The 21222-nt window shown below is 52.5% G+C and carries 16 protein-coding genes, 2 tRNA genes, 3 rRNA genes and 1 riboswitch; of the genes, 9 read left to right on the top strand and 12 right to left on the bottom strand.

Annotated elements, in window-relative coordinates:
* Nucleotides 1–46: 46 nt before the first annotated feature.
* From metA to GA565_RS23345, 6 genes are all read right to left on the bottom strand, one after another.
* Nucleotides 47–976, bottom strand: a complete 930-nt coding sequence (gene metA, locus GA565_RS23320; protein ID WP_055774105.1) for a homoserine O-succinyltransferase — start codon at nucleotides 974–976, stop codon at nucleotides 47–49.
* 342 nt (nucleotides 977–1318) lie between these two features.
* Nucleotides 1319–1434, bottom strand: a 5S ribosomal RNA gene (gene rrf / locus GA565_RS23325).
* A 125-nt stretch (nucleotides 1435–1559) separates the two neighbouring features.
* Nucleotides 1560–4467: ribosomal RNA gene (locus GA565_RS23330) — 23S ribosomal RNA — on the bottom strand.
* Nucleotides 4468–4695: 228 nt separating this feature from the next.
* A tRNA-Ala gene (locus tag GA565_RS23335) sits at nucleotides 4696–4771 on the bottom strand.
* A 134-nt stretch (nucleotides 4772–4905) separates the two neighbouring features.
* Nucleotides 4906–4982, bottom strand: a tRNA-Ile gene (locus GA565_RS23340).
* Between the two features lie 72 nt (nucleotides 4983–5054).
* Nucleotides 5055–6597, bottom strand: a 16S ribosomal RNA gene (locus tag GA565_RS23345).
* Together the 16S, 23S and 5S rRNA genes with 2 tRNA genes alongside form the textbook arrangement of a ribosomal RNA operon.
* Before the next feature lie 688 nt (nucleotides 6598–7285).
* On the opposite strand from GA565_RS23345, the gene purH reads away from it, so the two are divergent.
* Entirely contained in the window at nucleotides 7286–8875 is a 1590-nt protein-coding gene (gene purH, locus GA565_RS23355; RefSeq protein ID WP_055774008.1) for a bifunctional phosphoribosylaminoimidazolecarboxamide formyltransferase/IMP cyclohydrolase, read from the top strand.
* Between the two features lie 16 nt (nucleotides 8876–8891).
* Nucleotides 8892–10181 (top strand): phosphoribosylamine--glycine ligase, encoded by a 1290-nt coding sequence (gene purD, locus GA565_RS23360; protein ID WP_152201171.1) that lies wholly within the window; start codon nucleotides 8892–8894, stop codon nucleotides 10179–10181.
* Nucleotides 10182–10273: 92 nt separating this feature from the next.
* Here purD and GA565_RS23365 read toward each other — a convergent pair whose 3' ends face one another.
* The 6 genes from GA565_RS23365 to nudC all read right to left on the bottom strand — a co-directional run bounded on the left by GA565_RS23365 (nucleotide 10274) and on the right by nudC (nucleotide 14770).
* Entirely contained in the window at nucleotides 10274–10915 is a 642-nt protein-coding gene (locus GA565_RS23365; protein WP_173882123.1) for a DUF1481 domain-containing protein, read from the bottom strand.
* A gap of 66 nt (nucleotides 10916–10981) precedes the next feature.
* Nucleotides 10982–11254 (bottom strand): nucleoid-associated protein HU-alpha, encoded by a 273-nt coding sequence (gene hupA, locus GA565_RS23370; protein WP_045049823.1) that lies wholly within the window; start codon nucleotides 11252–11254, stop codon nucleotides 10982–10984.
* Between the two features lie 191 nt (nucleotides 11255–11445).
* On the bottom strand, nucleotides 11446–12036 hold the full coding sequence (locus GA565_RS23375; RefSeq protein WP_055774004.1) for a YjaG family protein: 591 nt from the start codon (nucleotides 12034–12036) through the stop codon (nucleotides 11446–11448).
* Nucleotides 12037–12106: 70 nt separating this feature from the next.
* A complete protein-coding gene (nfi, locus tag GA565_RS23380) occupies nucleotides 12107–12787 on the bottom strand; it encodes a deoxyribonuclease V (RefSeq protein ID WP_152201175.1) in 681 nt (226 codons plus the stop codon).
* A gap of 13 nt (nucleotides 12788–12800) precedes the next feature.
* A complete protein-coding gene (gene hemE, locus GA565_RS23385) occupies nucleotides 12801–13868 on the bottom strand; it encodes a uroporphyrinogen decarboxylase (protein WP_152201177.1) in 1068 nt (355 codons plus the stop codon).
* A 125-nt stretch (nucleotides 13869–13993) separates the two neighbouring features.
* Nucleotides 13994–14770: an NAD(+) diphosphatase gene (gene nudC / locus GA565_RS23390; protein WP_152201179.1), complete on the bottom strand. Its 777-nt coding sequence runs from the start codon at nucleotides 14768–14770 to the stop codon at nucleotides 13994–13996.
* Between the two features lie 104 nt (nucleotides 14771–14874).
* On the opposite strand from nudC, the gene GA565_RS23395 reads away from it, so the two are divergent.
* The 7 genes from GA565_RS23395 (at nucleotide 14875) to thiH (ending at nucleotide 21213) form a co-directional block, all read left to right on the top strand.
* Nucleotides 14875–15390, top strand: a complete 516-nt coding sequence (locus GA565_RS23395; protein ID WP_055773996.1) for an Rsd/AlgQ family anti-sigma factor — start codon at nucleotides 14875–14877, stop codon at nucleotides 15388–15390.
* 88 nt (nucleotides 15391–15478) lie between these two features.
* Nucleotides 15479–15606: riboswitch (TPP riboswitch) on the top strand.
* Between the two features lie 130 nt (nucleotides 15607–15736).
* Nucleotides 15737–17704, top strand: a complete 1968-nt coding sequence (gene thiC, locus GA565_RS23400; RefSeq protein ID WP_152201180.1) for a phosphomethylpyrimidine synthase ThiC — start codon at nucleotides 15737–15739, stop codon at nucleotides 17702–17704.
* A complete protein-coding gene (gene thiE / locus GA565_RS23405; protein WP_152201182.1) occupies nucleotides 17701–18360 on the top strand; it encodes a thiamine phosphate synthase in 660 nt (219 codons plus the stop codon). The genes thiC and thiE overlap by 4 nt, the downstream gene beginning before the upstream one ends.
* Nucleotides 18347–19093, top strand: coding sequence for a HesA/MoeB/ThiF family protein (locus GA565_RS23410; protein WP_084984287.1), 747 nt, complete (start codon nucleotides 18347–18349; stop codon nucleotides 19091–19093). Before thiE ends, GA565_RS23410 begins: the two co-directional genes overlap by 14 nt.
* Complete coding sequence (gene thiS, locus GA565_RS23415) at nucleotides 19093–19293, top strand: sulfur carrier protein ThiS (RefSeq protein ID WP_152201184.1); 201 nt, start codon at nucleotides 19093–19095, stop codon at nucleotides 19291–19293. Before GA565_RS23410 ends, thiS begins: the two co-directional genes overlap by 1 nt.
* A 4-nt stretch (nucleotides 19294–19297) precedes the next feature.
* Nucleotides 19298–20065, top strand: coding sequence for a thiazole synthase (locus GA565_RS23420; protein WP_152201186.1), 768 nt, complete (start codon nucleotides 19298–19300; stop codon nucleotides 20063–20065).
* A 2-nt stretch (nucleotides 20066–20067) separates the two neighbouring features.
* A complete protein-coding gene (thiH, locus tag GA565_RS23425) occupies nucleotides 20068–21213 on the top strand; it encodes a 2-iminoacetate synthase ThiH (RefSeq protein WP_152201187.1) in 1146 nt (381 codons plus the stop codon).
* Nucleotides 21214–21222: the final 9 nt, after the last annotated feature.

A 21222-nucleotide genomic window follows, 5' to 3' on the forward strand; every position in this document is an offset into this window, starting at 1 on the left:
TAATGGCCGTTGTGTTGGGATGATCAAAAACAGATCAATCGAGAGTTCATTCCAGCGTAGGATTCATATGACGGAGATCGAACGGTGTTATCTGGTAAACGTAATAATTCAGCCAATTGGTAAACAACAGGTGTCCATGACTGCGCCAACTGGCCTTAGGTGCCAATTCTGCATTGTCGTTCGGGAAATAGTTAGTAGGCATATCAGGCGACAGGCCTGCTTCCAGGTCACGCAGGTACTCACCCGCCAAGGTTCCGGCGTCATATTCAGGATGACCGGTAACGAATGCCATACGCTTGTCTTTGGTAGCAAACAGATAAGCGCCAGCGTCTTCTGACTCAGCCAGAATATCAAGGTCGGTGTATTTACGCAGCTCTTCAATCGGGAAGTCGGCATAGCGTGAATGCGGTGCAAGGAAGGACTCGTCGAATCCACGAGTCAATAAAGCCAACGGCTGCAGCGTTTGATGAGCATACACGCCGGAAAGTTTGGTTTCGCGGGTCATTTTCGGCGTCCCGTAAAGCACATTAAGCGCTGCCTGTACAGCCCAACAGACAAACAGAGTAGAAGTTACATGCTCTTTTGCCCAATGAACGATGCGTTCAATCTGCGGCCAATAGGCAACGTCGCAGAAATCGACCAAACCCAGTGGTGCACCGGTGACTATCAGGCCGTCATAATTATCGTGCTGGATATCTTCGAAATCACAGTAGAAATTATTCAAATGCTCGGCAGGCGTATTCTTTGACTCACGGCTGTCGATACGCAGCAGTTGAACATCAATCTGTAAGGGAGAATTGGAAAGCAGACGTAAGAACTGATTCTCAGTCTCGATCTTCTTCGGCATCAAATTAAGTATCAGCACCTTTAATGGACGAATTTCTTGAGTTTTTGCACGCGAAGACGTCATCACAAAGACGTTTTCATTGCGTAAAAAACTCACGGCTGGTAACTCATCTGGAACCCGAATCGGCATAACAACTTCCTCACTGCATCCGCTTATACGTTTAGACATCTAGATGCCTGAAGATAGCGGGTTTCGAGAGCTATGTCGAGCTTGTAATACCAAGGTGAAAATTATTCAGCATATTGCTATATGTTCATAACCTTTAGTTATTTAAGATGTATAAAATCGAGGGTTTGGCTATTTACAACGCACGAATATGACCAATAATTATCCTGTATTCAGACGCAAAAAGGCCCCTGTCGTCAGACAGGGGCCCGCTTTTCGTGGCAGTTGACCCGGCTTTTCGCCCTTTTACACACGCCAAATAGCAAAAAACCCCAGCTTTCGCTGAGGTTCTGTGCTTTATTTGATGCCTGGCAGTTCCCTACTCTCGCATGGGGAGACCCCACACTACCATCGGCGCTACGGCGTTTCACTTCTGAGTTCGGCATGGGGTCAGGTGGGACCACCGCGCTACTGCCGCCAGGCAAATTCGTTTTATTCTAACCGCTTTCCCCATCATTCAGGGTAAGCCATCAGAACCAATCTTTGAACAAGCTGATTTCATTGAAACCTAAGTCTTTGTGTCTCTCTAAAACACCTTCGGTGTTGTAAGGTTAAGCCTCTCGGGTCATTAGTACTGGTTAGCTCAATGCATCGCTGCACTTACACACCCAGCCTATCAACGTCTTAGTCTTAAACGTCCCTTCAGGGAGCTCGAAGCTCCAGGGAAGACTCATCTCGAGGCAAGTTTCGCGCTTAGATGCTTTCAGCGCTTATCTTTTCCGCATTTAGCTACCGGGCAATGCCATTGGCATGACAACCCGAACACCAGTGATGCGTCCACTCCGGTCCTCTCGTACTAGGAGCAGCCCCTCTCAATCTTCCAACGCCCACGGCAGATAGGGACCGAACTGTCTCACGACGTTCTAAACCCAGCTCGCGTACCACTTTAAACGGCGAACAGCCGTACCCTTGGGACCTACTTCAGCCCCAGGATGTGATGAGCCGACATCGAGGTGCCAAACACCGCCGTCGATATGAACTCTTGGGCGGTATCAGCCTGTTATCCCCGGAGTACCTTTTATCCGTTGAGCGATGGCCCTTCCATTCAGAACCACCGGATCACTATGACCTACTTTCGTACCTGCTCGAGCCGTCACTCTCGCAGTCAAGCTAGCTTATGCCATTGCACTAACCTCACGATGTCCGACCGTGATTAGCTAACCTTCGTGCTCCTCCGTTACTCTTTAGGAGGAGACCGCCCCAGTCAAACTACCCACCAGACACTGTCCTCACCCCAGATTATGGGGCCGAGTTAGAACATCAAACATTAAAGGGTGGTATTTCAAGGTTGGCTCCACGCAGACTGGCGTCCACGCTTCAAAGCCTCCCACCTATCCTACACATCAAGGCTCAATGTTCAGTGTCAAGCTATAGTAAAGGTTCACGGGGTCTTTCCGTCTTGCCGCGGGTACACTGCATCTTCACAGCGAGTTCAATTTCACTGAGTCTCGGGTGGAGACAGCCTGGCCATCATTACGCCATTCGTGCAGGTCGGAACTTACCCGACAAGGAATTTCGCTACCTTAGGACCGTTATAGTTACGGCCGCCGTTTACCGGGGCTTCGATCAAGAGCTTCTCCTTGCGGATAACCCCATCAATTAACCTTCCGGCACCGGGCAGGCGTCACACCGTATACGTCCACTTTCGTGTTTGCACAGTGCTGTGTTTTTATTAAACAGTTGCAGCCAGCTGGTATCTTCGACTGTCTTCAGCTCGGGAAGCAAGTTCCTCCACCTAGCGACAGCGTGCCTTCTCCCGAAGTTACGGCACCATTTTGCCTAGTTCCTTCACCCGAGTTCTCTCAAGCGCCTGAGTATTCTCTACCTGACCACCTGTGTCGGTTTGGGGTACGATTTAATGTTACCTGATGCTTAGAGGCTTTTCCTGGAAGTGCGGCATCAACTACTTCATCACCGTAGTGACTCGTCATCACGCCTCAGGGTTAATATGTAACCGGATTTACCAAGTCACACCCCCTACACGCTTAAACCGGGACAACCGTCGCCCGGCTAGCCTAGCCCTCTCCGTCCCCCCTTCGCAGTAACACCAAGTACAGGAATATTAACCTGTTTCCCATCGACTACGCCTTTCGGCCTCGCCTTAGGGGTCGACTCACCCTGCCCCGATTAACGTTGGACAGGAACCCTTGGTCTTCCGGCGTGCGGGTTTTTCACCCGCATTATCGTTACTTATGTCAGCATTCGCACTTCTGATACCTCCAGCAGCCCTCACAGACCACCTTCAACGGCTTACAGAACGCTCCCCTACCCAACAACGCCTAAGCGTCGCTGCCGCAGCTTCGGTGCATGGTTTAGCCCCGTTACATCTTCCGCGCAGGCCGACTCGACCAGTGAGCTATTACGCTTTCTTTAAATGATGGCTGCTTCTAAGCCAACATCCTGGCTGTCTATGCCTTCCCACATCGTTTCCCACTTAACCATGACTTTGGGACCTTAGCTGGCGGTCTGGGTTGTTTCCCTCTTCACGACGGACGTTAGCACCCGCCGTGTGTCTCCCGTGATAACATTCTTCGGTATTCGTAGTTTGCATCGAGTTGGTAATCCGGGATGGACCCCTAGTCGAAACAGTGCTCTACCCCCGAAGATGAGTTCACGAGGCGCTACCTAAATAGCTTTCGGGGAGAACCAGCTATCTCCCGGTTTGATTGGCCTTTCACCCCCAGCCACAAGTCATCCGCTAATTTTTCAACATTAGTCGGTTCGGTCCTCCAGTTAGTGTTACCCAACCTTCAACCTGCCCATGGCTAGATCACCGGGTTTCGGGTCTATACCTTGCAACTTGACGCCCAGTTAAGACTCGGTTTCCCTACGGCTCCCCTATACGGTTAACCTTGCTACAAAATATAAGTCGCTGACCCATTATACAAAAGGTACGCAGTCACCCAACAAAGTAGGCTCCCACTGCTTGTACGTACACGGTTTCAGGTTCTATTTCACTCCCCTCGCCGGGGTTCTTTTCGCCTTTCCCTCACGGTACTGGTTCACTATCGGTCAGTCAGGAGTATTTAGCCTTGGAGGATGGTCCCCCCATATTCAGACAGGATGTCACGTGTCCCGCCCTACTCATCGAACTCACAGCCTATGCATTTTTGTGTACGGGACTATCACCCTATACTGTGCGACCTTCCAGACGCTTCCACTAACACATAAACTGATTCAGGTTCTGGGCTGTTCCCCGTTCGCTCGCCGCTACTGGGGGAATCTCGGTTGATTTCTTTTCCTCGGGGTACTTAGATGTTTCAGTTCCCCCGGTTCGCCTCGCATGGCTATGTATTCACCATGCGATAATGTGACGTATCACATTGGGTTTCCCCATTCGGGTATCGTCGGGTATAACGGTTCATATCACCTTACCGACGCTTTTCGCAGATTAGCACGCCCTTCATCGCCTCTGACTGCCTAGGCATCCACCGTGTACGCTTAGTCGCTTAACCTCACAACCCGAAGGTGTCTTCTTTAATCAATAAAGAGCGACCACGTTCGTGCTGCGATTATTTGAGAGACTCTAATACAGGTGTTCATGACTCAGTACTTCTACGGAGAGTTATGTTCAGCTGTATCGTTTCAATTTTTCAGCTTGTTCCAGATTGTTAAAGAGCAAAATACTTCGCAGCATACTGTTTCCAATATACTCTGAAGTATTAATGTGATCCGTATGGATATGGTGGAGCTAAGCGGGATCGAACCGCTGACCTCCTGCGTGCAAGGCAGGCGCTCTCCCAGCTGAGCTATAGCCCCATACAGTCACTTACAGATACCTTTATATGTCCCACCCTAAAAAGAGTTTCAATTCTTACTCAGGCAAGGCGTGGCTTCGCGAAGCATAGTGTTTTCTATGCGAGTGAAGTCATAACGCAGCATGAGAAAGAATTTGGTAGGCCTGAGTGGACTTGAACCACCGACCTCACCCTTATCAGGGGTGCGCTCTAACCACCTGAGCTACAAGCCTATAAAGGTATTTCTGCTCGTTACTATTTCATCAGACAATCTGTGTGGACACTGCACAATGCGTATCTTTAGGTAAGGAGGTGATCCAACCGCAGGTTCCCCTACGGTTACCTTGTTACGACTTCACCCCAGTCATGAATCACAAAGTGGTAAGCGCCCTCCCGAAGGTTAAGCTACCTACTTCTTTTGCAACCCACTCCCATGGTGTGACGGGCGGTGTGTACAAGGCCCGGGAACGTATTCACCGTAGCATTCTGATCTACGATTACTAGCGATTCCGACTTCATGGAGTCGAGTTGCAGACTCCAATCCGGACTACGACATACTTTATGAGGTCCGCTTGCTCTCGCGAGTTTGCTTCTCTTTGTATATGCCATTGTAGCACGTGTGTAGCCCTACTCGTAAGGGCCATGATGACTTGACGTCATCCCCACCTTCCTCCGGTTTATCACCGGCAGTCTCCTTTGAGTTCCCACCATTACGTGCTGGCAACAAAGGATAAGGGTTGCGCTCGTTGCGGGACTTAACCCAACATTTCACAACACGAGCTGACGACAGCCATGCAGCACCTGTCTCACGGTTCCCGAAGGCACTAAGCTATCTCTAGCGAATTCCGTGGATGTCAAGAGTAGGTAAGGTTCTTCGCGTTGCATCGAATTAAACCACATGCTCCACCGCTTGTGCGGGCCCCCGTCAATTCATTTGAGTTTTAACCTTGCGGCCGTACTCCCCAGGCGGTCGACTTAACGCGTTAGCTCCGGAAGCCACGCCTCAAGGGCACAACCTCCAAGTCGACATCGTTTACAGCGTGGACTACCAGGGTATCTAATCCTGTTTGCTCCCCACGCTTTCGCACCTGAGCGTCAGTCTTTGTCCAGGGGGCCGCCTTCGCCACCGGTATTCCTCCAGATCTCTACGCATTTCACCGCTACACCTGGAATTCTACCCCCCTCTACAAGACTCTAGCTTGCCAGTTTCAAATGCAGTTCCCAAGTTAAGCTCGGGGATTTCACATCTGACTTAACAAACCGCCTGCGTGCGCTTTACGCCCAGTAATTCCGATTAACGCTTGCACCCTCCGTATTACCGCGGCTGCTGGCACGGAGTTAGCCGGTGCTTCTTCTGCGAGTAACGTCAATCGCTGTTGCTATTAACAACAACGCCTTCCTCCTCGCTGAAAGTGCTTTACAACCCTAAGGCCTTCTTCACACACGCGGCATGGCTGCATCAGGCTTGCGCCCATTGTGCAATATTCCCCACTGCTGCCTCCCGTAGGAGTCTGGACCGTGTCTCAGTTCCAGTGTGGCTGGTCATCCTCTCAGACCAGCTAGGGATCGTCGCCTAGGTGAGCCATTACCTCACCTACTAGCTAATCCCATCTGGGCACATCCGATGGCGTGAGGCCCGAAGGTCCCCCACTTTGGTCTTGCGACATCATGCGGTATTAGCTACCGTTTCCAGTAGTTATCCCCCTCCATCAGGCAGTTTCCCAGACATTACTCACCCGTCCGCCGCTCGTCACCCAGAGAGCAAGCTCTCCCGTGCTACCGCTCGACTTGCATGTGTTAGGCCTGCCGCCAGCGTTCAATCTGAGCCATGATCAAACTCTTCAATTAAAAGTTCGATTTGCTGAAACAAGTTCAGCGATGCTCAAAGTTACTTCACATCATTCATAATGAATTACTGCTTGGTCACTCTAAGACTTGGCATTGCTGCCTTGATATTCTGTTGCCACCGAAGTGGCTGATATCGTCTTGTGAGTGCCCACACAGATTGTCTGATAAATTGTTAAAGAGCAGTGAGTTACGCGCTTTCGCTTGCTAACTCGAGGTGGCGTATACTACGCTTTCCTCATTTAATGTCAACCGATTATTTTATCAATCAACATCATTTTTAATTCTTCCCGACTCGTTCACACCGCGTTGCTGCTGCGTTGTTCCCTGTCGTTGGAGCGGCATTATAGGGAGTTTCTGAGGAGCCGCAACCCCTAATTTCAATAAAAAATACTGTTTGCTGCAATACACAGCAAAAGGCGGGGTTATACCGATTTACACACAAAGTTATCCACAATACACATTGAAACTCAAATTTGACGCGCATCGCGCAATCGTTTTCGCTACAATATCGCGCGTCTGAATTTACCGACACTATCTGCAATAATGATGCTTACAGCGTCTGTGGAACCTTATCTGAATCCAATCCGAGGTTATTCTTCTATATAGTCTTCTATATAGAGAGAAGAACGAGAATTGAATTCACGTAACGCTCTCTATTGCGACTCCAAAGCCAAGGGATAAAACCACCATGCAACAACGTCGTCCAATCCGCCGCGCGCTGCTCAGCGTTTCTGACAAAGCCGGTATCGTAGAATTCGCCCAAGCCCTCTCTCAACGTGGCGTGGATTTACTTTCCACTGGCGGCACCGCGCGCCTGCTTGCTGACGCGGGTTTGCCAGTGACAGAAGTCTCTGACTACACCGGCTTCCCGGAAATGATGGATGGACGCGTTAAAACTCTGCACCCCAAAGTGCACGGTGGCATCCTGGGTCGTCGCGGCAAAGATGATGCCATCATGGGCCAGCACGACATTGCGCCGATCGACATGGTCGTTGTTAACCTTTATCCTTTTGCGGCAACCGTGTCTCGTCCGGACTGCTCACTGGAAGACGCCGTAGAGAACATTGATATCGGTGGCCCGACAATGGTTCGCTCGGCGGCCAAGAATCACAATGACGTTGCTATCGTGGTCAAGAGCAGCGACTACGCCTCTATAATAGAAGAGATGGATGCCAACGACGGTTCACTGCTGCTGGCCACCCGCTTCAATCTGGCTATTAAAGCCTTTGAACACACCGCAGCCTACGACGGTATGATTGCCAACTACTTTGGTACTATGGTACCGGCGTATCACGGTGACACTGAGTCTCCTTCTGGTCAGTTCCCTCGTACCCTGAACCTGAGCTACGTGAAGAAGCAGGACATGCGCTACGGCGAAAACAGCCACCAGCAAGCGGCCTTCTATATAGAAGAGAATGTTTCTGAAGCTTCCGTTGCCACCTCTCAGCAGCTGCAGGGCAAAGCCCTCTCCTATAACAACATTGCTGATACCGATGCCGCGCTGGAATGCGTGAAAGAGTTTGACGAACCGGCCTGCGTTATCGTTAAACACGCGAACCCTTGCGGCGTTGCGGTGGGTGACAGCATTCTCGACGCCTATGAGCGCGCGTATAAAACTGACCCGACCTCCGCATTCGGCGGCATTATTGCCTTCAACCGCGAGTTGGATGCAGCAACCGCCAAGGCCATCATCAGCCGCCAGTTCGTTGAAGTGATCATCGCCCCCTCTGTCAGTGAAGAAGCGCTGGCGCTGACTGCAGCTAAACAAAACGTTCGCGTCTTGACCTGCGGTCAGTGGCAGGGACGTCAAACTGCCCTCGACTTCAAGCGCGTGAACGGCGGCCTTCTGGTTCAAGACCGTGACCTGGGTATGGTTGACGCCGCCGACCTGCGCGTAGTGACAACGCGTCAACCGACCGAGCAGGAGCTAACTGATGCCCTGTTCTGCTGGAAAGTGGCCAAGTTTGTTAAGTCGAACGCCATTGTTTATGCGCGCGACAAAATGACCATCGGCATTGGCGCTGGCCAGATGAGCCGCGTTTACTCCGCTAAAATCGCCGGTATCAAAGCCGCCGATGAAGGTCTGGAAGTAGCAGGCTCGGTGATGGCCTCTGACGCTTTCTTCCCGTTCCGCGACGGTATTGATGCAGCGGCGGCGGTGGGCATCACCTGCGTAATCCAACCGGGTGGTTCAATGCGTGATAATGAAGTGATTGCAGCGGCCAACGAACACGGCATTGCGATGCTGTTCACCGACATGCGCCACTTCCGCCATTAATTTTTTGGAGTTTTGAATGAACATTTTAATTATCGGTAACGGCGGACGTGAACACGCGCTGGCATGGAAAGCGGCACAGTCACCTCTGGCCGACAAAATCTTTGTCGCACCGGGCAATGCAGGCACCGCACTTGAACCCTTGCTTGAGAACGTGGATATCTCGGCAACTGACATCGCCGGTCTGCTGGCCTTTGCGCAGCAAAATGACATTGGCCTGACGATTGTTGGACCGGAAGCCCCGCTGGTTATCGGCGTGGTTGATGCCTTCAGCGCTGCGGGACTGAAAATTTTCGGCCCAACTCAGGCGGCAGCTCAGCTCGAAGGCTCTAAAGCCTTCACCAAAGATTTCCTGGCCCGTCACGCTATTCCAAGCGCCGACTACCAGAACTTTACCGACATCGAACCGGCTCTGGCCTATCTTCGAAGCAAAGGCGCGCCGATTGTTATTAAGGCCGACGGTCTGGCGGCAGGTAAAGGCGTTATCGTCGCTATGACGCTGGAAGAAGCTGAATCTGCCGTACACGACATGCTGGCGGGCAATGCCTTTGGCGACGCCGGACACCGCATCGTCATTGAAGAGTTCCTTGACGGTGAAGAAGCAAGCTTTATCGTCATGGTTGACGGCGAAAATGTAGTCCCCATGGCCACCAGTCAGGACCACAAACGTGTCGGCGATGCCGATACCGGCCCTAACACCGGCGGCATGGGCGCATACTCTCCCGCGCCGGTAGTGACCGACGAGATTCACCAGCGCGTGATGGACCAGGTTATCTGGCCAACCGTGCGTGGCATGGCAGCAGAAGGCAACGTGTATACCGGCTTCCTGTACGCCGGTCTGATGATCTCCGCCGATGGCCAGCCTAAAGTCATCGAGTTCAACTGCCGCTTTGGCGACCCAGAAACTCAGCCTATCATGCTGCGTCTGCGTTCTGACTTGGTTGAACTCTGCCTTGCCGGTGCAGAAGGCCGTTTGAATAACGTGACTTCAGAATGGGATCCGCGTCCTTCTCTGGGCGTCGTATTGGCTGCAGGCGGTTATCCTGGTGATTATGTTAATGGCGAAGTGATCCGTGGCCTGCCGTTGGAAGAAGTTCCTGACGGTAAGGTGTTCCACGCCGGCACCCGACTGCAGGACGAGTTGGTGGTCACCAACGGCGGACGCGTGCTCTGCGTGACAGCATTAGGTAAAACCGTTGCCGCCGCGCAGCAGCGTGCGTATCAACTCGCGCAGGACATTAAGTGGGAAGGCAGCTTCTGTCGTAAAGACATCGGCTATCGTGCGATCGCCCGCGAACAGGGTGAATAACTCCTGCTCGCCGACCTGTCATGAATGAGGGGTCATAAAAAGCCAAAAGCCCGCCAAGTGCGGGCTTTTTACTGTCTGGAGGCGGGCTAGGATTAATTCAACTGGCCCTGTTTCGGCTCCCAGACGCAAAAATCTTCGTTTGCCACCAGCAAGAGTTCATTACCCTCGGGGGCAGTCAACCAGGCAAGGCCGAGTTTGTCGTTGGCCTTGGCGGCACGTTTTGCCAACCATACCTGAGAGCGGATATTCAGGCTAAGCGTCACCGGCTCACCGTTACAGGTGGTAATTACGCCCTGTCGCCAGCGGCCCTGAGTAAGTCTTACGTTTCCGGCGCGCAGCGTGTTGCTCAGGTTTAACACTTTATCAGCCTGGTATTTAAGGCGTTCGATATCATCAGCCGAGAGCTTCTCTTTCGAGTCGGCCAATTGACGTTGCATAAAGCTGACGTTGCCTTCGCTATCAAAACGCAGAGTTATACCCAGGTCTTTCGAGGCAGCATGACTTTCTTTAATCAGATGGAGATGGTCATTGAGGTATTCATAGCGTGTGATTACGGTGTCTTTGCCGTAATACGGGCTGTAAATATTGATCAACGTTTGCGGGCGATGTTGTTCGTCGTCTTCTCGCCACAGGCGGTAAATGCCTTGGTCGGCGACGTAACCACTGGCGCTAAAAAGGGGGGTATCACTGTGAGAACTGCATCCGACCAGACTGAAGGCCATTACAGCAGCCATCAGTCCGGTGGTGATAAACGAAAGGGACCAGCATGGCCCCTCGTTTATTCTTTTCACTGCAAGCAATTACTTAACAGCTTCTTTCAAAGCTTTGCCTGAAACAAACGCCGGAACGGTTGCAGCAGCGATTTTGATTTCTTTGCCTGTCTGCGGGTTACGACCAGTGCGCTCGTTACGTTGATTTACTTTAAAAGTACCGAAACCAACTAATTGTACAGCTTCACCCTCTTTCAGAGACTCGGTGATGGCAGACAGAGTAGATTCAAGAGCAAGTTTAGCCTGTGCTTTAGAAAGATCAGCTTTGTCAGCAATCACATCAATCAGTTGAGTCTTGTTCATAAGTTATCCTTTACAGTGTGTTTATCGTTTGCAAAGCATCGAGTGCGACGGATATGCCGATTGACAGCACCCTCCTGCATACACGCACCGATAGCCACTTTTTATTACGCACCCCAAATGTAGACCAGACAGGGTACGGATGTGAAGCCTTGAGACACGACAAATAAGGCGTTAAATCACGTTTTCTTGCCTTATTGCGTTAAATTTATCCCAATGTTACTCACAGCGGCTTCACGCAGGTCAGATCGTAACCCTTTTATTAATTCCAGGTCACGCTCTTCACAGTCAGCCAACAGGCGGAAAATCTCCCATTGGATGTCCCATTCTTCTTCAACAGCGGGTAAAACTTTGAGCTCTTCATCGGTCATTTCTTTGCCAGCATGGGTCATTTCAAGCATGGCAACGGTACGAATCGATGTTTCGCTAATCGCGATAGCATGAGCCAGTGTTTCACCGCTTAAACGCGAGTGAATCAATTCACCTAATGCGATACAGGCATCGATAGCCGGGTAAACGCCGTAAATATCATAGTCGTCTGAAGAAGGGATTGCCTCCTCCAGCTTCTCAAGCTGCGAATCAAAGTTAACCTTTGCATCTTTTATTACAAGCGTTTCCCACACCAGATCGAGAATTTTGCGATAAATCTGGGGCTCACCAAAGCCTGATTGAAGGCAAAACATCTGATAATTGGGATACATACGCTCGCAAAGGCTGGCCATAAACGTCAGATGTTGCCAGCTTTCAAGCTTTTCCAGACGTAAATGAATCGGATTACGTAACATAGTATTTTCTCGTTAACTTTTCTGGGCGGGAGTTTACCTGAAATAATGACAGCATCCTACGCCTGGATTCTTAAACATTGCCGCTCAGGCGCTGCCAGCGCTGAAATGCGGGCCGATTGGATGCTACAGCATCGGCCCATCGGGTCGGTTCAGGCAGACGATATCCCCGCGTGCATTGTTCAACCCAATACAACGAAGAAGCAAGGCTGATGTTATTACCTGGGGAGATAAACAGCGGATTACAACGCAGTTTGCTGCGCCACACCCAGCCAAGCTGTTCATCTTTGTCCCACAGGGCTTGCGTAGCGCCGGCGGCTTCGCCCAGCGGCAGAAAGTGTCCGCACAGGCGACTTTTCGCCACGCCGATAGTTGGCACGTCAATGGTCAGCCCAAAATGGCTGGCAACGCCGAGGCGTCTGGGGTGAGCGATGCCCTGCCCGTCAACCATTAACAAATCAGGGCGATGTTGCAGCTGCTGCCAGACGTCAATTAATGCCGGGCATTCGCGAAACGAAAGGAAACCGGGAATATAGGGGATTTGGGTGGGAATACGGGCTATTTGATACTCCACCAGCGCCATTGACGGGTAGTGCAGTACAACAACAGCGGCGCGCGTCACGTCACCGCCCTGCTCAAACCCGATATCAGCTCCTGCTATATACACCGGGCGCAATCCCGAAGAGGGGTCTTCGAGTACGATTTGCTGGGCTTTTATCCGCTGCTCTTCGCGCATTGCGCCGGTATTAATCATGCAGATCCTGTCGTTATGCGGTGTGGTATTGCCGTGAAAGGTTGTGGACGGCCTTAACAAAAGCGCCGGCATTTTCAGGCGGAACGTCCTGATGGATGCCGTGTCCCAGGTTAAAGACGTGCCCTTCACCCTTGCCATAGCTGGCCAGAATAGTCTCGACTTCTTGCTCGATACGGACTGGAGAAGCATAAAGCATAGACGGGTCCATGTTTCCCTGCAGCGCCACTTTGTCACCCACGCGACGGCGGGCTTCACCGATATCTGTCGTCCAGTCGAGGCCCAACGCATCGCAGCCTGTTGCCGCAATGGCTTCAAGCCACTGACCGCCGCCTTTGGTGAACAGCGTCACCGGCACTTTACGGCCATCATTTTCGCGGATCAGGCCATCAACAATCTTGTGCATGTAGTTCAGGGAGAACTCGAGGTAGTCACGACCGGTTAAAACGCCGCCCCAAGAGTCAAACACCATCACCGACTGTGCACCGGCCTTGATTTGCGCATTCAGATAGAGAATGACGCTGTCGGCCAGTTTATCCAGCAAAAGATGCAGAGTGGCAGGCTCGGCGTACATCATCTTTTTGATTTTGGTAAACGCTTTGCTACTGCCGCCTTCAATCATGTAGGTGGCCAGCGTCCACGGGCTGCCCGAAAAACCGATCAATGGCACTTCGCCTTTAAGATTTTTACGGATGGTGCGCACCGCATTCATCACATAGCCCAGCTCATCTTCAGGATCGGGGATCGGCAATTTCGCGACGTCGGCATAGCAGGTCAGTGGAGAAGAGAAACGCGGCCCCTCTCCCGCTTCGAAATACAGGCCCAGCCCCATGGCATCGGGTATGGTCAGAATATCTGAGAACAGGATCGCGGCATCCAGAGGATAGCGGCGCAAAGGTTGCAGGGTGACCTCACAGGCCAGCTCGGCATTTTTGCACAGCGACATAAAATCGCCCGCCTGCGCACGTGTCGCTTTGTATTCTGGCAAATAACGGCCAGCCTGACGCATCATCCATACCGGTGTGATATCTACGGGCTGGCGTAACAGGGCGCGCAGGTAGCGATCGTTTTTTAACTCGTTCATTCTTGGCAAGATCCTTAATAATCTGCTGATCTCTTTGGGTTCATCGAACCCGAGCGGGCGGCCTGAAATAGCGTTTGCACGTTTCAGGCGCCTAAAAATAAGGCGGACATTGTAGCACGTCGGGCCTAAGAGTCCTCCTCTGCACGGCACAGAACCACGGTATCTTCTATCAACCGACGTGCGATGGTGCCCGGCGGCGGCAACAGCGGCAAGGCATCGTAACGATACCAACCGGCGTTGAGCAGCTCCTTCGGATCATGACGTATTTCGCCGCTGTCGTAATCGGCCATAAATGCCATCATCAAAGAATTTGGGAACGGCCAGGGCTGCGAGCTGACGTAACGCACATTTTTGACCCGTATATTGCTCTCTTCCATCACTTCACGCGCGACGGTTTCTTCCAGCGTCTCGCCCACCTCGACGAAACCGGCCAACACGGTGTGGATCCCCCCGCGATGACGGACGTGCTGGGCAAGCAGGATCTCTTCGCCGCGGCGGATAGCCACGATGATGCACGGCGCAATTTGCGGGTAATAGCGCTCTTTGCAGTGTGCGCACAGCGCGGCCCATTCGGTTTTACTGACGTGCATGGCATGGCCGCAGTAACCGCAGAATTGATGGGATCGATAGAACTCGGAGAGCTGTACGCCTCGGCCCACCAGCTGAAATAACCCACGATCCTGGTCGATCAATTGGCGCGGTGAGAGCATACTTTCTTTCATGCTCTTGCGGATCAACCATACCGGACTGCCCTGCCATTCGCCTATCTGGCGCCCGGTTTGTCCCGACAATGAAAATTGTGTTGCCGATCCGTAGGGTAACGATCCCTCAGGCAACCACAGTTGCCCATCAAGGCTGACGACCCACCAGCCGCTATGCTGCTCTGTTATTTGGATTTCCATATTGTTATTGCATAACCTCGACTACACTGACAATCTGGGACACAAAGTTACATTAGTAATCTTTAACCTTTGAACACTTTCTCTTCATACTCACGGAGTCAACCATGCTAAATCGTTTGGAAATATTGACCCAACGCGTTGGTGGCAGCAATGAGTTGATCGACCAATGGCTGCACGCGCGCAAAGAATTATTGGTTTCTTACTGCACTCTCGTGGGCCTGAAACCCAATAAAGAAAAACATACCCCGCTTAATGAGAAAGCGTTAGATAATTTTTGCCACAATTTAGTGGACTATCTTTCAGCCGGGCACTTTCATCTTTATCACAGGATAGTTGAAGAAGTCGATGGCGCCCAAGGGGCCGTTTCTCAGGCAGCGGCCAGAATTTATCCAGCGCTGGAAGCGAATACTGAAGCTATTATGGCTTTCCACGACAGTTATACCGAAACTGAATTTGAAGATGATGACGTTTTTGCCTTTAACTATGCATTGTCTGATATCGGCGAAGCGCTTGATGCGCGTTTTGAGCTTGAAGATCAGCTGATTGCGCTGGCTTTTGATACAAAAATTGTTCCTTTGCCACCCGTTGCAAACGATGCCGCATTAGTACGACCGGCTTAACAATTTTGCTCTAAAACCCTGCAAAGGGTTGTGTTTTATAATCAGCCTCGTATATTGAGGCTTCTTTAACGGCCTGGAAATCACAGGCCAATTCTTGTCGGAGTGCCTAGCGCAGACTTTCCTTAAGGAAAAATTTGCCAGGCTGAGACCGTTAATTCGGGATCCGCGGAACCTGATCGGGTTAGTACCCGCGAAGGGAACAAGAGTAATTTATTGCGTCCGGTTTTCATCGCCGCGTTCTTCACCGCAGAAACGCCGTGTGACGAGGGCCGGAAACACCGCTTTACTCCCGCCGTAAACCTCCTGACAAGCAATTTTCCCTTTCGCTAATAACGAGGAATTTGCTATGTCGAACACCCAAGACCTGCCGAACGCTCCGGTAAAAAAAACCAGCAATCGTCGCCAACAACGCGCCGAAGCTCAGGCTTTTATTGATAGCCTGCAGGGCGTTGCCTTCCCAAACTCGAAACGTATTTATCTGCAGGGCACCCGCGACGATATTCAGGTGCCAATGCGTGAGATCCAGCTCAGCCCGACGATGGTCGGCGGCAGCAAAGACAATCCTAAATTTGAAGATAACGAAGCAATCCCGGTCTATGACACCGCAGGCCCCTACGGCGATCCGGAGTCCAACATTGACGTGCATCGCGGGCTGGATAAAGTTCGCACTGCCTGGATTGAAGCCCGCCAGGACACAGAACAACTGCCGCAGGTGAGCTCCGGTTTCACCCAGCAGCGCATGGCAGACGAAGGTCTGGATCACCTGCGTTTCGAACACCTGCCGCGTCCGCGTAAGGCTAAACACGGTAAATGTGTGACCCAGATGCACTATGCCCGTCAGGGAATTGTTACCCCAGAAATGGAATATATTGCGCTGCGCGAAAACATGGGCCGTGAGCGTATTCGCGGTGAAGTCCTGCTGCAGCAGCATCCGGGCGAAAGTTTTGGCGCCAATCTGCCACAAAATATCACCCCTGAGTTTGTGCGTGATGAAGTGGCCGCCGGTCGCGCTATTATTCCCGCCAATATTAATCACCCAGAATCTGAGCCGATGATTATTGGCCGCAACTTTTTGGTGAAAATTAACGCCAATATCGGTAACTCGGCGGTGACCTCCTCGATTGAAGAGGAGGTTGAAAAACTGGTGTGGTCAACCCGCTGGGGCGCGGATACGGTGATGGACCTTTCTACCGGTCGCTATATTCACGAGACCCGTGAATGGATTATGCGCAACAGTCCGGTACCGATTGGAACTGTGCCTATCTATCAGGCGCTGGAGAAAGTAAACGGCGTCGCCGAAGACCTCAACTGGGAGATGTTCCGCGATACGCTGCTGGAACAGGCAGAGCAAGGTGTTGATTACTTTACTATTCACGCCGGTGTCCTGCTGCGCTATGTGCCGATGACCGCCAAACGCCTGACCGGTATCGTGTCGCGCGGAGGCTCAATTATGGCGAAGTGGTGCCTGTCGCATCACAAAGAGAGCTTCCTGTATCTGCATTTCCGTGAAATTTGTGAAATCTGTGCCGCGTATGATGTGTCGCTTTCACTGGGCGACGGCCTGCGTCCGGGTTCCATTCAGGATGCCAACGATGAAGCGCAGTTTGCCGAGCTGCAAACCCTTGGCGAGCTGACCAAAATTGCCTGGGAGTATGACGTGCAGGTAATGATTGAAGGCCCGGGGCACGTGCCGATGCAAATGATCCGCCGCAACATGACCGAAGAGTTGGAGAAGTGCCACGAAGCTCCATTTTACACCCTTGGGCCGCTCACCACCGATATTGCACCGGGATACGATCACTTTACCTCCGGCATTGGTGCTGCGATGATCGGCTGGTTTGGCTGCGCCATGCTGTGCTACGTCACGCCGAAAGAGCACCTTGGTTTACCCAATAAAGAGGACGTGAAACAGGGGCTGATCACTTACAAGATCGCCGCACACGCTGCGGATCTGGCGAAGGGGCATCCGGGTGCGCAGATCCGTGACAATGCCATGTCGAAAGCGCGCTTTGAATTCCGCTGGGAAGATCAGTTCAATCTGGCGCTGGATCCCGCCACTGCCCGCGCCTATCACGACGAAACGCTGCCGCAAGAATCGGGCAAAGTCGCCCACTTCTGCTCAATGTGTGGCCCAAAATTCTGTTCGATGAAAATTACTCAGGAAGTACGCGAGTACGCCGCCGCGCTGGAGGCCAAGGCTATTCCTATTGACGTGGTCGAAACGGGAATGTCGCAGATGTCGGCAGAATTTCGCCAGCGCGGCAGTGAGCTTTATCATCCGGCAGACAACGTGGAAGTGGGGGTAGGTAAATGAAGATTCCCACCTCTCCCTTTCCCGAAGTGCCCTACTATCTTGGCCTCTATCCGGTCGTCGATAGCCTCGAGTGGGTACGCAGACTCCTGCAGGCCGGTGTGAAAACGCTGCAACTGCGGATAAAAAACCTGCCCGACGCCGAGGTTGAACCGGCCATTATCGACGCTATCGCGTTGGGCCGCGAATATCAGGCGCGACTGTTTATCAATGACTACTGGCGTCTGGCGGTTAAGCATCAGGCTTATGGAATTCATCTGGGCCAAGAGGATCTGGATACTACCGACCTGTTGGCTATCCACGCCGCCGGCCTGCGATTGGGCGTTTCGACCCATGACGACGCCGAGCTGGCGCGGGCGGTCAGCGTGCGGCCTTCTTATATTGCGCTTGGGCACATTTTTCCTACGCAAACCAAGGAGATGCCTTCGGCGCCTCAGGGTCTGGAAGAGCTAGCCCGCCATATAAAGCAGTTGAATGGCGCGTTTCCGACGGTAGCCATCGGCGGCATTAGCCTCGAGCGCGTGCAATCAGTCATGGCATGCGGCGTAGGCAGCGTGGCCGTGGTCAGTGCTATCACCAAGGCGCATGACTGGCGCGCGGCCACGGAGGAATTACTCCAGCTTTGCCCTTATCGGGACGATAACCATGCTCAACGATAATGAGTTTATGCGCTATAGCCGCCAACTGTTGCTGGAAGACGTCGGCATGGAAGGGCAAGAAAAAATCCGCGCGGCAAAAGTGCTTATTGTCGGCCTCGGGGGTCTTGGCTCACCAGCCGCGCTTTATCTGGCGGCGGCGGGCGTGGGTACGCTGTTTCTCGCCGACGATGACACGCTGCACGTTTCCAATCTTCAGCGGCAGATTTTGTATCGCACGGCGGATGCAGAAAGTTTAAAAGCCAAAATAGCCCAGCGCGAGCTGGGTAAGCTTAACCCGCTGTGTGAGACAGAAGTATTCACCCATCGTTTAAACGGGGAAAATTTGCAGGGCATTGTGGCGCGCGCCGATCTGATATTGGACTGTAGCGACAACATGGAAACTCGCCACGCGGTGAATAAAGCCTGCGTGGAAGGTGGGAAGCCATTGATTAGCGGCAGCGCGGTCGGCTTCAGCGGCCAACTGCTGGTGATCGAGGCACCCTATTCTCACGGCTGCTACCGCTGCCTGTATCCAGATTTAGAAACACCGACCCGCAACTGCCGTACCGCCGGTGTTTTAGGTCCGGTAGTGGGCGTTATTGGCACGCTTCAGGCGCTGGAAGCTATAAAAATGCTGGCCGGTTGCGCAAGCCCGCTGAGTGGAAAACTGCGCTTGTTCGACGGAAAACAGCAAAGTTGGCGAACGCTGCAACTGGCACCGTCGAAAGATTGCCCCGTCTGCGGAGGCCTTTAATGAAAGTTACGGTCAACGATGTCGATTACCCATTCGATGCCCCGCTGACGGTGCACAGCCTGTTAATTTTTCTTGAACAACCTCAATCCGGCAGTGCGCTTGCCGTTAATCAAGTGATTATTCCCCGCCCGCAGTGGTCACAATACCTGCTGCAAGACGGGGACAACATCGTTGTATTTCAAGCCATTGCCGGAGGATAACCCGATGCTAAAAATTGCTGATACCACTTTTACCTCCCGACTGTTCACCGGAACGGGGAAATTCTCTAGCGCCGCAGTAATGCAGCAGGCGATTTCCGCGTCTGGCTCACAGTTGGTGACCATGGCGATGAAACGGGTTGATCTTAAACGCGGCGGTGATGATATTTTGCGTCCGCTACAGGAGTTGGGTGTTCATCTGTTACCCAACACCTCTGGCGCGAAAACGGCGGAAGAGGCAGTGTTTGCCGCCCAGCTGGCGCGTGAAGCGCTGGGCACACGTTGGATAAAACTCGAAATTCATCCGGATCTCAAATACCTGCTTCCCGATGCGGTAGAAACCTTAAAAGCTGCAGAAACGTTGGTAAAACAGGGGTTTGTGGTTCTCCCTTACTGTAGCGCGGATCCCGTGCTGTGCAAACGTCTCGAAGAAGTCGGATGTGCGGCGGTCATGCCGCTGGGTGCGCCGATTGGATCAAATCAGGGGCTGCAAACGCGAGAATTCCTGCGCATTATTATCGAACAGTCCAACGTGCCGGTAGTGGTTGATGCGGGAATTGGCGCGCCGAGTCAGGCGGCTGAGGCTCTGGAATTGGGTGCCGATGCGGTACTGGTGAACACCGCCATTGCCGTCGCGGGTGACCCAGTGGCAATGGCGACGGCGTTTAAGCTTGCCGTTGAAGCCGGACGGTTGGCAAATGTCAGTGGACTCGGCGGCAAATCATTTCGCGCCCACGCCTCAAGTCCGTTGACTCAGTTTCTGGAGAACGTCTGACCATGAAGGAGTATCGAGGAACGGGTTTTCAAGACCACTGGCAGACGCTGGACTGGGACGATATCTCACTGCGCATCAACAGTAAAACGGCGGCAGACGTTGAGCGGGCATTAAGCAGCCCTCGGGTCAGTCGCGAAGATTTTATGGCGCTTATCTCCCCGGCGGCGCTACCTTACCTTGAGCCGATGGCGCAAAAAGCACAGCAGCTTACCCGCCAACGCTTTGGTAATACGGTGAGTTTTTTTGCCCCACTGTATCTTTCCAATCTTTGCGCCAACGAGTGTACCTACTGCGGCTTTTCGATGAGTAACAAGATCAAGCGCAAAACCTTGGACGACGTTGAGATCGAAAAAGAGTGCGAGGCGCTTAACGCGCTCGGCTTTAAACATTTGCTGCTGGTCACCGGCGAGCATAAGACCAAAGTAGGAATGGACTATTTTCGCCGCCACTTTCCAGCTATTCGCCGACATTTCAGTTCATTGATGATTGAAGTACAGCCGCTGGAGCAGCAGGAGTATGCCGAGCTGAAAACGCTGGGTCTCGACGGGGTGCTGGTCTATCAGGAAACCTATCACGCACCGACCTATGCGTTGCACCATCTTCGTGGTCAAAAACAGGATTTCTTCTGGCGGCTCGAAACACCCGACCGTTTGGGTCGCGCAGGAATAGACAAGATTGGTTTAGGCGCGCTGTTCGGCTTGTCGAGCAATTGGCGGACCGACAGCTACATGGTGGCGGAACATCTGTTTTATCTGCAGCAAACTTATTGGCAAAGCCGCTATTCGGTGGCGTTTCCACGTTTGCGACCTTGCGCAGGCGGGATAGAACCGGCTTCGATACTCAACGAAAAACAGCTGGTGCAGCTGATTTGCGCCTTCCGGCTGTTTGCCCCCGATGTCGAGCTTTCACTTTCAACCCGAGAGTCGCCCTACTTCCGCGACCACGTGATCCCGCTGGCTATTACCACCGTCAGCGCCGGGTCTAAAACCCAGCCGGGTGGTTATGCCGCAGACGACAAGCCGGAGCTGGAGCAGTTCGAGCCGCACGACAATCGTCCACCCGCTCACGTCGCCGAGGCGCTGAAACAGGCAGGATTACAACCGGTATGGAAGGATTGGGATCAGCATTTTGGTCGTCCTCTTAGTTAATCAATTTGG

Origin of the sequence: Rouxiella sp. S1S-2, assembly GCF_009208105.1 — a bacterium.
In the GTDB taxonomy this organism is placed as follows: domain Bacteria; phylum Pseudomonadota; class Gammaproteobacteria; order Enterobacterales; family Enterobacteriaceae; genus Rouxiella.

Excerpts from the sequence above, each read along its gene's own strand:
- metA (WP_055774105.1), bottom strand. The coding sequence starts at position 976 with ATGCCGATTCGGGTTCCAGATGAGTTACCAGCCGTGAGTTTTTTACGC.
- purH (WP_055774008.1), top strand. The coding sequence starts at position 7,286 with ATGCAACAACGTCGTCCAATCCGCCGCGCGCTGCTCAGCGTTTCTGAC.
- purD (WP_152201171.1), top strand. The coding sequence starts at position 8,892 with ATGAACATTTTAATTATCGGTAACGGCGGACGTGAACACGCGCTGGCA.
- GA565_RS23365 (WP_173882123.1), bottom strand. The coding sequence starts at position 10,915 with ATGGCTGCTGTAATGGCCTTCAGTCTGGTCGGATGCAGTTCTCACAGT.
- hupA (WP_045049823.1), bottom strand. The coding sequence starts at position 11,254 with ATGAACAAGACTCAACTGATTGATGTGATTGCTGACAAAGCTGATCTT.
- GA565_RS23375 (WP_055774004.1), bottom strand. The coding sequence starts at position 12,036 with ATGTTACGTAATCCGATTCATTTACGTCTGGAAAAGCTTGAAAGCTGG.
- nfi (WP_152201175.1), bottom strand. The coding sequence starts at position 12,787 with ATGATTAATACCGGCGCAATGCGCGAAGAGCAGCGGATAAAAGCCCAG.
- hemE (WP_152201177.1), bottom strand. The coding sequence starts at position 13,868 with ATGAACGAGTTAAAAAACGATCGCTACCTGCGCGCCCTGTTACGCCAG.
- nudC (WP_152201179.1), bottom strand. The coding sequence starts at position 14,770 with ATGGAAATCCAAATAACAGAGCAGCATAGCGGCTGGTGGGTCGTCAGC.
- GA565_RS23395 (WP_055773996.1), top strand. The coding sequence starts at position 14,875 with ATGCTAAATCGTTTGGAAATATTGACCCAACGCGTTGGTGGCAGCAAT.
- thiC (WP_152201180.1), top strand. The coding sequence starts at position 15,737 with ATGTCGAACACCCAAGACCTGCCGAACGCTCCGGTAAAAAAAACCAGC.
- thiE (WP_152201182.1), top strand. The coding sequence starts at position 17,701 with ATGAAGATTCCCACCTCTCCCTTTCCCGAAGTGCCCTACTATCTTGGC.
- GA565_RS23410 (WP_084984287.1), top strand. The coding sequence starts at position 18,347 with ATGCTCAACGATAATGAGTTTATGCGCTATAGCCGCCAACTGTTGCTG.
- thiS (WP_152201184.1), top strand. The coding sequence starts at position 19,093 with ATGAAAGTTACGGTCAACGATGTCGATTACCCATTCGATGCCCCGCTG.
- GA565_RS23420 (WP_152201186.1), top strand. The coding sequence starts at position 19,298 with ATGCTAAAAATTGCTGATACCACTTTTACCTCCCGACTGTTCACCGGA.
- thiH (WP_152201187.1), top strand. The coding sequence starts at position 20,068 with ATGAAGGAGTATCGAGGAACGGGTTTTCAAGACCACTGGCAGACGCTG.